The 11,345-nt window shown below is 45.1% G+C and carries 12 protein-coding genes and 1 pseudogene; 10 read left to right on the top strand and 3 right to left on the bottom strand.

The features are described 5' to 3' along the window. Positions 1–178: 178 nt before the first annotated feature. On the top strand, positions 179–955 hold the full coding sequence (locus BM213_RS12525; RefSeq protein ID WP_091704668.1) for a Cof-type HAD-IIB family hydrolase: 777 nt from the start codon (positions 179–181) through the stop codon (positions 953–955). A gap of 29 nt (positions 956–984) precedes the next feature. Here BM213_RS12525 and def read toward each other — a convergent pair whose 3' ends face one another. After that, positions 985–1,539, bottom strand: a complete 555-nt coding sequence (gene def / locus BM213_RS12520) for a peptide deformylase (protein WP_006321317.1) — start codon at positions 1,537–1,539, stop codon at positions 985–987. 383 nt (positions 1,540–1,922) lie between these two features. Between def and pdhA the strand changes: the two genes are divergently transcribed. The 5 genes from pdhA (at position 1,923) to BM213_RS12495 (ending at position 7,077) form a co-directional block, all read left to right on the top strand. After that, positions 1,923–3,029, top strand: a complete 1,107-nt coding sequence (pdhA, locus tag BM213_RS12515) for a pyruvate dehydrogenase (acetyl-transferring) E1 component subunit alpha (protein WP_091704666.1) — start codon at positions 1,923–1,925, stop codon at positions 3,027–3,029. 3 nt (positions 3,030–3,032) lie between these two features. Beyond that, entirely contained in the window at positions 3,033–4,010 is a 978-nt protein-coding gene (locus BM213_RS12510; protein WP_003396595.1) for an alpha-ketoacid dehydrogenase subunit beta, read from the top strand. Between the two features lie 49 nt (positions 4,011–4,059). Continuing rightward, complete coding sequence (locus BM213_RS12505; RefSeq protein WP_091704664.1) at positions 4,060–5,346, top strand: dihydrolipoamide acetyltransferase family protein; 1,287 nt, start codon at positions 4,060–4,062, stop codon at positions 5,344–5,346. Positions 5,347–5,350: 4 nt separating this feature from the next. Continuing rightward, positions 5,351–6,763: a dihydrolipoyl dehydrogenase gene (lpdA, locus tag BM213_RS12500; protein WP_091704661.1), complete on the top strand. Its 1,413-nt coding sequence runs from the start codon at positions 5,351–5,353 to the stop codon at positions 6,761–6,763. A gap of 77 nt (positions 6,764–6,840) precedes the next feature. Then, positions 6,841–7,077: a hypothetical protein gene (locus BM213_RS12495; protein ID WP_091704657.1), complete on the top strand. Its 237-nt coding sequence runs from the start codon at positions 6,841–6,843 to the stop codon at positions 7,075–7,077. Here the strand turns inward: BM213_RS12495 and BM213_RS12490 are convergent. Beyond that, on the bottom strand, positions 7,065–7,445 hold the full coding sequence (locus BM213_RS12490) for a DUF1885 family protein (protein WP_091704655.1): 381 nt from the start codon (positions 7,443–7,445) through the stop codon (positions 7,065–7,067). The genes BM213_RS12495 and BM213_RS12490 overlap by 13 nt on opposite strands. Positions 7,446–7,571: 126 nt before the next feature. Here BM213_RS12490 and BM213_RS12485 point away from each other — a divergent pair, with 126 nt between their 5' ends. Together BM213_RS12485 and BM213_RS12480 are read left to right on the top strand one after the other, a co-directional pair. Beyond that, on the top strand, positions 7,572–7,871 hold the full coding sequence (locus BM213_RS12485; protein ID WP_091704652.1) for a DUF3055 domain-containing protein: 300 nt from the start codon (positions 7,572–7,574) through the stop codon (positions 7,869–7,871). 141 nt (positions 7,872–8,012) lie between these two features. Then, positions 8,013–8,126, top strand: a complete 114-nt coding sequence (locus BM213_RS12480) for a GapA-binding peptide SR1P (protein WP_003395198.1) — start codon at positions 8,013–8,015, stop codon at positions 8,124–8,126. Between the two features lie 117 nt (positions 8,127–8,243). Here BM213_RS12480 and BM213_RS12475 read toward each other — a convergent pair whose 3' ends face one another. Beyond that, positions 8,244–9,710, bottom strand: coding sequence for an aminotransferase class I/II-fold pyridoxal phosphate-dependent enzyme (locus BM213_RS12475; protein WP_091704649.1), 1,467 nt, complete (start codon positions 9,708–9,710; stop codon positions 8,244–8,246). A 186-nt stretch (positions 9,711–9,896) separates the two neighbouring features. Between BM213_RS12475 and BM213_RS12470 the strand changes: the two genes are divergently transcribed. Then, entirely contained in the window at positions 9,897–10,856 is a 960-nt protein-coding gene (locus BM213_RS12470) for an NAD(P)H-dependent flavin oxidoreductase (RefSeq protein ID WP_091704647.1), read from the top strand. A gap of 32 nt (positions 10,857–10,888) precedes the next feature. After that, a pseudogene (locus BM213_RS12465) lies at positions 10,889–11,074 on the top strand (UPF0223 family protein); the annotation flags it as partial. Positions 11,075–11,345 lie beyond the last annotated feature (271 nt).

Genomic DNA, 11,345 nt, shown 5'->3' with positions numbered 1-11,345 from the left:
CGGGCGCACAGGGCGATAAGCACCAGTAAGGTGTTTGCCCATGAAAGTCTTGTGGAACAAGGGTGAGTTCTACACGCAGGTGTACGAGAAACCCTTTTGTACACAAGAACCCCGTGGCTTTAGCCATCGGGAGGTTCAGGGTAAGTTTGTGAACTTTTAAACGAGGAGCGCGAGAAACATGGAGAGAAAAATCGTCTTTTTTGATATTGACGGAACGTTGTTAGATCATGATAAACAGTTGCCGGAATCGACATATGAAGGGATACATGAATTAAAAAAACAAGGGGTATATGTAGCGATCGCCACCGGACGAGCGCCGTTTATGTTTGAATCGTTGCGAAAAGAACTCGATATTCAATCATTTGTCAGCTTTAACGGACAATATGTCGTTTTTGAAGGGGAGGTCATTTACAATCAACCGCTTGATCGCAAGCAACTTCGTGCATTAAAACAAATGGCACGCGACAATGACCATCCGCTTATTTTTATGGACGCCGACACGATGCGAGCAAGTGTCGCCGATCATCCGTACATTCACGAAAGCATGGGAAGTTTAAAATTTACTCATCCACCGCACGATGAAACGTATGACGAACGAAACGACATTTATCAAGCGCTTTTATTTTGTAAACCAGAAGAAGAACAGCCGTATATTCAATCGTTTCCGACGTTTCACTTCGTACGCTGGCATGCGGTGTCAACGGACGTATTGCCATATGGCGGATCGAAAGCAGAAGGAATTAAAAAAATGATTGACGAGCTCGGTATTCGACGCGAACACGTCTATGCGTTCGGCGACGGATTAAACGATACGGAAATGTTGCGTTTTGTCGGGACAGGAGTCGCGATGGGAAATGGGCATGAAGAAGCGAAACGAGCGGCCGACTTTGTGACAAAAGCTGTCGATGAAGATGGTATTTTATTCGGACTACGTCACCTTGGCTTAGTAAAATAAAAGGGCTCCCATGGCGGAGCTCTTTTATTTTACCGTTCGATCGGGATAGCGCCAGCTGGCACGTCGTACGGATTTTGTTTATTAATATGGTCATAAAACATAATGCCGTTTAAATGGTCAATTTCATGTTGAAATACGATCGCAGGCAATCCTTTCAAGCGCAGCTTCACCGTTTCGCCCTCAAGCGTCGTTCCGGTGACGGTAATGCGCATATAGCGCGGCACGTAACCCGGAATTGCTTCGTCTACAGACAAACAACCTTCTCCGCTCGTTAAATAGCACATCTCAACCGAATGGCTCACAATTTTCGGATTAAATAACGCATAGCTATGCAACGTTCCTTTTTCATCCGTCACATGCACAGCAATCATCCGTTTTGAAACGTTAATTTGTGGGGCAGCTAAGCCAATGCCTGGACGAAGCCCGTATGCCTTCGCTAGCTCAGGATCTTGGCTCATTTTTACATATTCCAATAAACTCGCTAAAATGCGGCGATCTTCTTCAGAAGGGGGAAGGGGAACTTCTTCCGCTACTTTTCGTAACGTCGGATGTCCATCTTTAATAATATCTTTCATCGTAATCACGTCGTTTCACTCCTTATCCACAAAGTAGACTACGTTTTATTATGGGCGATTATGCACAAAAGTGCAATTGGCTGACGAAACATACATAAACACGTTGTAAAACAGAAATAATACAGATTTAAAAAAATAAGTATAACAGATTCATAACACAGTTAAAATTTTCTAAATTTCATTTTTACATAGAACGTGTCAAGCAAACTGGTTGACGTGCGTTGTCGAAGGGTGTAAACTGAAAGATGTAAAAAAACAGTTGTATTAATCGTAATTGCTTTTTTTATTAATACAGCTTTTCATACACAAGCGTAGTAAAAACAAATCGTTTTTGGGCAAATTAAAAGGTGCATCATTTTACGTGTTGAAAAAGAAAGGATGAGGTGAACAACATGGGTAAAAAGCCCCTATTTGATGTGAAAAAGCAACTTGAAAAAGTCGCTGAGCAGTTCCCGACATTTCAAATTTTAAATGAAGAAGGCGAAGTCGTAAACGAAGCGGCAATGCCAGATTTAACAGATGAGCAATTGAAAGAATTAATGCGCCGCATGGTATACACGCGCGTACTTGACCAACGTTGCATTTCGTTAAACCGTCAAGGACGTCTCGGCTTCTATGCGCCAACAGCAGGACAAGAAGCGAGCCAATTAGCGAGCCATTTCGCGCTAGAAAAAGAAGACTTCATTTTACCGGGCTACCGTGACGTTCCGCAAATGATTTGGCACGGTTTACCGCTTTACCAAGCGTTTTTATTCTCGCGCGGTCATTTCCATGGCAACCAAATTCCTGAAGACGTGAACGCGTTGCCGCCGCAAATTATTATCGGTGCGCAAATTATTCAAGCAGCCGGCGTTGCGCTCGGCATGAAAAAGCGCGGCAAAAAAGCGGTCGCAGTTACATACACAGGTGACGGCGGTGCATCGCAAGGCGACTTCTACGAAGGAATTAACTTCGCCGGCGCGTTTAACGCCCCAGCGATTTTTATCGTTCAAAACAACCGTTTCGCGATTTCAACGCCAGTCGAAAAACAATCGGCGGCAAAAACAATCGCTCAAAAAGCAGCAGCAGCTGGTATTCCGGGCATTCAAGTCGACGGTATGGATCCGCTTGCTGTATATGTAGCGGTGCGTGACGCTCGCGAGCGTGCAATTAACGGTGGAGGACCAACATTGATTGAAACGCTTTGCTTCCGTTACGGTCCGCATACGATGGCTGGTGACGATCCGACACGCTATCGTTCAAAAGAGCTTGAAAACGAATGGGAGAAAAAAGATCCGCTCGTTCGTTTCCGTAAGTTTTTAGAAAACAAAGGATTATGGAGCGAAGAAGAAGAAAATCGCGTCATCGAACAAGCGAAAGAAGACATTAAAGAAGCGATTAAGAAAGCGGACGAAACACCGAAACAAAAAGTAACCGACTTAATGTCGATCATGTACGAAGAGATGCCTGCGTTCTTAAAAGAACAATACGAAATCTACAAAGAAAAGGAGTCGAAATAAGCAATGGCGCAAATGACAATGATTCAAGCAATCACGGATGCGTTGCGCGTAGAAATGCGCAAAGACCCGAACGTTCTCGTGTTTGGTGAAGACGTCGGTGTAAACGGCGGGGTATTCCGTGCGACAGAAGGATTGCAAGCAGAGTTTGGCGAAGATCGCGTATTCGACACACCGCTTGCAGAATCAGGAATTGGCGGTTTAGCGATCGGTTTAGCGTTACAAGGATTCCGCCCTGTGCCTGAAATTCAATTTTTCGGTTTCGTATACGAAGTGATGGATTCCATTTCTGGTCAAATGGCGCGCATGCGCTATCGTTCTGGCGGACGTTTCCATGCGCCAATTACCGTTCGTTCACCGTTTGGTGGCGGCGTACATACGCCAGAGTTGCACGCTGACAGCTTAGAAGGACTTGTTGCACAACAGCCAGGATTAAAAGTTGTCATCCCATCAACGCCGTACGATGCGAAAGGGTTACTCATTTCAGCCATTCGCGACAACGATCCGGTCATTTTCTTAGAGCATATGAAATTGTACCGTTCGTTCCGTCAAGAAGTGCCAGAAGGCGAATATACGATTCCGATCGGCAAAGCGGACGTGAAACGTGAAGGAACAGACGTGTCTGTCATCACGTACGGTGCGATGGTGCACGAGTCATTAAAAGCAGCAGCGGAGCTTGAAAAAGAAGGTATTTCTGTTGAAGTCATCGACTTACGTACCGTTCAACCGTTAGACATTGAAACGATTATCGCATCAGTTGAAAAAACAGGTCGCGCTGTCGTCGTACAAGAAGCGCAAAAACAAGCAGGTATTGCGGCAAACGTCGTAGCAGAAATTAATGAGCGCGCGATTCTTAGCCTTGAAGCGCCAGTGTTGCGCGTTGCAGCACCGGATACGGTATATCCGTTCTCGCAAGCAGAGCCAGTATGGTTACCGAACTTTAAAGATGTAATCGAAACAGTGAAAAAAGTCATGACGTTCTAATGGAGGGGCGCATTCCCCTCCACATTTGAGAAACAGGAGGTTGAGATACATGGCATTTGAATTTAAATTACCGGACATCGGTGAAGGGATTCACGAAGGTGAAATTGTCAAATGGTTTGTAAAGCCGGGCGATGAAGTAAACGAAGACGACGTGCTTTGCGAAGTACAAAACGATAAAGCTGTCGTTGAAATTCCATCTCCAGTTAAAGGAAAAGTGTTAGAAATTTTAGTTAGCGAAGGAACAGTGGCGACAGTCGGGCAAACGTTAATTACATTTGATGCGCCAGGATACGAAAACTTAAAGTTTAAAGGCGATCATGGCGATGAGCCAAAAGTAGAAGAAAAGAAAGAAGAAGTAAAACAAGAGCCAGCTGCACAAAGCGTGGAGCCGAAAAAACGCGTCATCGCGATGCCATCAGTGCGCAAATATGCGCGTGAAAAAGGTGTCGACATTCGTCTTGTGCAAGGAACAGGCAAAAACGGCCGCGTATTAAAACAAGACATTGACGCCTATTTAGCAGGTGGCGTAGCACCGCAAGCGGAAGCGCCAAAACAACCGGTAGAAGAAAAAGCTGCGCCAGTTCAAGAACAAAAAGCGGCACCAGCAGCACAACCGGTCGTGCTCGAAGGCGAGTTCCCAGAAACACGCGAGAAAATGAGCGGCATTCGTCGCGCAATTGCAAAAGCGATGGTGAACTCGAAACATACAGCTCCTCACGTCACATTAATGGACGAAGTCGATGTGACAAAACTCGTTGCGCATCGTAAGAAATTTAAAGACGTCGCGGCGCAAAAAGGCATTAAGTTAACGTTCTTGCCATATGTCGTTAAAGCGTTAACGTCTGCGCTTCGCGAATACCCAGCGCTTAACACATCCATTGACGATGCGACGGAAGAAATTATTCATAAACATTACTACAACATCGGAATTGCAGCGGACACAGAAAAAGGCTTGCTCGTTCCAGTTGTTAAACACGCAGACCGCAAATCGATTTTTGCGATCGCAAAAGAAATTAACGAGCTTGCGACAAAAGCGCGCGAAGGCAAGTTAATGCCAAACGAAATGAAAGGTGCAACGTGCACAATTACAAACATCGGTTCTGCAGGCGGTCAATGGTTTACACCAGTCATCAACCATCCAGAAGTAGCGATTTTAGGTATTGGTCGCATTTCAGAAAAGCCGGTCGTGCGCGATGGCGAAATTGTAATCGCTCCGGTATTAGCGTTGTCGTTAAGCTTCGATCACCGCATGATCGACGGTGCAACGGCACAAAACGCATTAAATCATATTAAACGTTTATTAAACGATCCTGAATTATTATTAATGGAGGCGTAATGCGATGGTAGTAGGCGATTTCGCAATTGAAACAGAAACTCTCGTCGTCGGTGCAGGTCCTGGCGGTTACGTCGCAGCGATTCGTGCGGCGCAGCTCGGCCAAAAAGTAACGATCGTTGAAAAAGGAAACCTCGGCGGTGTGTGCTTAAACGTCGGATGTATTCCGTCAAAAGCGCTCATCTCTGCCGGTCACCGCTACGAAATTGCAACACATTCGCAAGATATGGGCATTTTCGCAGAAAACGTGAAAGTTGACTTCTCGAAAGTGCAACAATGGAAAGCGGGTGTCGTGAAAAAATTAACAGGTGGCGTAGAAAGTTTATTAAAAGGAAATAAAGTCGAAATCGTGCGCGGCGAAGCGTATTTCGTTGACGAAAATACCGTTCGCGTCATGACGGAAAATAGCGCGCAAACGTACAAATTTAAAAACGCGATTATCGCAACAGGTTCTCGTCCGATCGAGCTGCCAACATTTAAATTTTCAAAGCGCGTGCTTGACTCGACAGGCGCACTCAACTTGTCTGACATTCCAAAGTCGATGGTTGTCATCGGCGGCGGTTACATCGGCACAGAGCTAGGAACGGCGTATGCGAACTTCGGAACGAAAATTACCATTTTAGAAGGAGCAGACGAAATTTTATCTGGCTTCGAAAAACAAATGAGCGCAGTCGTTCGTCGCCGCTTGAAGAAAAAAGGCGTTGACGTCTTCACAAACGCCCTCGCAAAAGGTGTTGAAGAGCGTGAAGATGGCGTCACAGTAACGTTTGAAGTCAATGGCGAAACGAAAACGATCGATGCAGAATACGTGCTCGTTACAGTTGGTCGCCGTCCGAACACAGAAGAAATGGGCTTGGAACAAATCGGTGTGAAAATGACGGAGCGCGGCTTAATTGAAATCGACAAACAATGCCGCACAAGCGTATCAAACATTTACGCGATCGGTGATGTCGTCGCAGGTCCACCGCTTGCGCATAAAGCGTCATACGAAGGAAAAATTGCGGCAGAAGCGATCGCAGGCCATCCGTCTGAAATTGACTACTTAGCGATTCCAGCTGTCGTCTTCTCTGACCCTGAATGTGCTTCTGTCGGTTATTTTGAAAAACAAGCGATCGAAGAAGGCATTGATGTCATTACAGCGAAATTCCCGTTTGGCGCAAACGGCCGTGCCCTTGCATTAAACGAAACAGACGGCTTCTTAAAACTCGTCTTAACGAAAGACGATGGCGTCATTATCGGTGCACAAATCGTCGGACCGAATGCATCAGATATGATCGCAGAGCTTGGCTTAGCGATTGAAGCAGGCATGACAGCAGAAGATATTGCGATGACGATTCATGCGCATCCAACGCTCGGTGAAATTACGATGGAAGCAGCGGAAGTGGCGCTCGGTAGCCCAATTCATATTATTAACAAATAAAAGAGGATGGCTTAGCCGTCCTCTTTTTCATGTTTTTTTCCTTGCGATCATATGATAGTTGCAAGGGGTGTATGAACATGTATATCGTTTTTTTACTTCAACTCGTCATTTGGAGCTTATTTTCACTTGTTGAATGGAGATCGGCTCACGATCATTTGATTTTTAAGGCGCTATTGTTTGTCATATTTATGTATGTTGCCTTTTTGCTTGCGCTTCGGTTTCGCTTAACGAAAAAGCGCGCATGTTGGACAACCTTACTAACGATTGCCGTCTATTTCGTTTGTCGTCAGCTTTTTTGGGCTTATCGTTTGTAGTAGTACATGATGCGCCCGTTAAATAAATGAAGCTTTCCCGCCATTCGTTTGGCGAAAAATTTACATAGCTCGTTTGCTTTTCCTTTATCGCCATGCGTCGCTTGTTTCGGAAGAACGAACTCGACCGCACGATCGCGCATGCGGCATTCGATCATATAGTAACGTGCATCTTTTCCGACGAGAATGATGCGGTCTTCGTTTATGACGATATCGTATGGAAAAGCGGACTGTTCGTAGTCCCAGCCAAGCTGTTCGCCTGTTTTGCGGGCGATATCGCGAAATTGTTCAAGCAATTGCTTACATTGTTCTAACGTCACCGTCTCCCATGTTGATGCAGGGACAAGTTCAATGGTAGCTGTATAAGCCATTTTGTTCACCTCGACACGTTGAAATCACTTTCATTGTATCACGTACATATGTAAAAAAACAAATAATTGCGAAAATATAAATGATGCGGTATAATGAATGCTAACCTATTAGAAGGAGGGAATGATATGCCCGTATTTGAAAAATTGTATGATGAGCATGAAAAAGTAAAAGTGAGGTTCGTCGGCTTTACGACAAAAGACGTTCGCTACGATTTTGGCATTGTTTATACGAGCATGTTTTTTGGCAAGCCGCTCGTCATCTGTATGCAAACAGGCCGCTCAGCTCTCCTCGACCCGAAAGACATCGAAGACCACGACTACTTACAACGAATATTTCGCATCGACACAAAAGAACAAGCTGAAGATTTAGCGGAATTTTTCTCAGACATTTTACCAGCTACTCATCTTGCCGAACAATATGAATAAAATGGAGGAAGAGGCGTAAATTACGTCTCTTTTTTATTTAAATATGTCATACTAATTTCTATTGACAAAACAAATATGACATATTATTATGAAATCAGTAAAACGTTTTCAAACATTTCAAATGAAAAGGGGTTATCGGGGATGGGTACAATTGTATGCCAAACATGCAATGCGACAATCGATCATTTTGAAGATGAAAAAGTAACGGTATTGTACGGTCAATGTTGCACATGCGATTGTGAAGACGAGGAATAACATATAGAACGGAACGAGCTTTTGGGGGATGAGGAGACATATAGAGGGAAGGGATCGGCATAGCCGGTCTCTTTTTATTGATGAAAAAAGCGGAACTCCACACGAGCTCCGCTTTTTTCATTTCTGATGTTCTTTAATGACGCGCAACGTTCGCAACGTATCGTCTTCTGGACCTTGAACAGGTAAGCCGACTTCGATATTTTTGCGAATGTAATTTAAATTTTCTTCCGTAATAATTTCACCTGGAATAAAAATCGGGATGCCAGGTGGATATACCATGACAAACTCAGCAATAATGCGCCCTGCCGATTCATCAAATGGCACGACTTCCGTTTCTGCATAAAACGCATCGCGCGGGGTGAGCGCAAGCACAGGAATATCTGGTAAAATCACTTCCGCTTTTTTCCCGACTTCCGCTTGATGGCGAAATTCATTCGATAAATGACGAAGCGCATCAACTAATACGTTCGTTTCCTGCTCCGTATCGCCCGGTGTAATAATACATAAAATGTTATATAAATCCGACAATTCGACTTCAATATTGTATCGTTCACGAAGCCATTTTTCCACGTCGTAGCCAGTGAGTCCAAGCTCTTTGACTGAAATAATGAGCTTCGTCGGATCGTAATCAAACGTTGCTTCTGTCCCGAGAATTTCTTTGCCGACGCAATATAAATAATCGATGTCGTTAATTTGTTTGCGCGTTTCATTCGCCAGGCGAATCGCTTGTTCCGCAAGCTCGTGTCCTTCTGTCGCTAGCCGTTTGCGCGCCACATCGAGCGAAGCGAGCAATAAGTAAGATGTTGATGTCGTCGTTAACATGCTTAAAATCGCTTGTACGCGCTTTGGTGACACAAGCCCTTCTTTTACGTTTAAAATGGAACTTTGCGTCATCGACCCACCTAGTTTATGCACGCTCGTAGCCGACATATCTGCCCCGGCTTGCATTGCAGAAAGCGGCAATTGTTCATGAAAGTGAATATGCACCCCATGCGCTTCATCGACAAGGACAGGAACATGATAGCGATGGGCGATGTCGACGATGCGTTTTAAGTCGCCAGCAATGCCAAAATACGTCGGATTAATGACGAGCACCCCTTTGGCGTCTGGATGTTGTTTTAATGCTGCCTCTACCGCTTCTGGTGTAATGCCGTGCGAAATGCCGAGCTCTTTATCGATTTCAGGATGAACGAAAATCGGTGTCGCTCCTGAGAAAACGATCGCTGACATGACAGACTTATGCACGTTTCGTGGGACGATAATTTTATCCCCAGGTCCTACGACGGACATGACCATCGTCATAATCGCTCCGCTCGTTCCTTGAACGGAGAAAAACGTATAGTCCGCTCCAAACGCTTCCGCTGCTAGCTGTTGCGCCCGTTTAATCATTCCTTTTGGCTGATGTAAATCATCAAGCGGACCGATATTAATTAAATCGATCGCTAACGCATTCTCTCCAATAAAGGAGCGAAACTGCTCGTCCATTCCTGCTCCTTTTTTATGGCCAGGAATATGGAATTGAATCGGATTTTTCTTTATATGCTCTAACAGTCCGGTAAATAACGGTGTTTCATACTGTGACAATTTCGCTGTACACCTCTTTAACTTGGATTTACATAAAACAAAGTGAATTATAGCACTTCTTCATACGTTTGCAAAGATGATTTTTTTGTTTAAAAATGAAAGGCGGTGTATGTTTCTTCATTTATTGTTTGTGAAGGACTTTTCTTTATGTGTGAAGAATGATAAAAAGTAAAGGGGGAATGGGTTGTGAATTGGAAAACGAGAGTAACGGAGTTGTTAGGCATTCGTTATCCGATTATTCAAGGAGGTTTAGCGTATTTAGCATATGCCGATTTAGCGGCGGCTGTGTCGAATGCTGGGGGACTAGGGCAAATTACGGCGATGTCGCTTGAGACACCCGATGCGTTGCGGGAAGAAATTAAAAAAGTGCGGGAAAAAACGGACAAACCGTTTGGTGTGAATTTTGCGATCGGACAACATGGACGTCCGTTTGCACATATGCTTGAAGTAGCAATTGAAGAAAACGTGCCGGTCATTTCGATGACAGGTGGAAACCCTGCTCCGATTTTTGAGCAGTTACAAGGCGTGCCGGTGAAAAAACTTGTGCTCGTGGCGGCGGTGCGACAAGCGGTGAAGGCGGAGGAACTCGGCGCAGATGCGGTTATGGTCGTCGGGCAAGAAGGGGGTGGACATCTCGGTAAACATGATATCGGCACGTTCGTGTTAGTGCCGCGCGTCGTCGATTCCGTATCGATTCCGGTCATCGCGTCAGGTGGCATTGGCGACGGGCGCGGGTTGATGGCTGCCTTAGCGCTCGGTGCGGAAGGAATTGAAATGGGCACGCGCTTTATTGCGACAAAAGAGTGCATTCATGCCCATCCTGTGTACAAACAAATGCTTGTGGAACGTACAGAAAGCGACACCGTCGTCATTAAACGATCGCTCGGTGCCCCTGCGCGCGCTTTGTTGAACGAATGGACGGAAAAAATTTTACAGTTTGAACGAGAAGGAAAAGGGTATGAACAACTAAAAGAGTACATTAGCGGACAAGCGAATAAGCGGTTCATTTACGACGGCAATACGGAAGAAGGGTTTGCATGGGCGGGGCAAGTGATCGGACTTATTCACGATGTGCCGACCGTTAGCGAACTTTTTGCGCGCATCATTCAAGAGGCAGAACAAATTCGCGCACGTTGGGCAAACTAAAGGAAGACAACGATGAGAGAAAGGTGAACATCATGAAATATGCGTATCCGATTGATTACAGCTGGTCGACAGAAGAAATCATTGACGTTATTAAATTTTACGAAGGCGTTGAACAAGCGTACGAACAAGGGATTGAGCGAGAGCAACTCATGAACTTATATCGCCGCTTTAAACAAATCGTTCCAAGCAAAGCGGAAGAGCGAAAACTATGTCAACAACCCAATGACTAAAGTCATGGGCTTGTAAGCCCCATGTTGACCAGACCAAGGCTTGAAACAGAGCCTACGTTATAGATGTCATGACACGTTCGGGTGCTTCTCCAGCCCGTTCCTCTGTCGTGCAAGGTTAAACAAGCGTGGTGGGTGGCGCTAGTGTCTTGCATATAACAAGCATCTATAACATGGTCGAGGAGAATATGACCTGCTTTATGCAGAGGAAAGGGGAATACCCTATGGTTTTTGTGTTAGACACAAACAAACGTCCGCTTGC

This window comes from Anoxybacillus pushchinoensis (assembly GCF_900111795.1).
GTDB lineage: Bacteria > Bacillota > Bacilli > Bacillales > Anoxybacillaceae > Anoxybacillus > Anoxybacillus pushchinoensis.
This window is presented reverse-complemented; position numbering and strand designations above follow the sequence as displayed.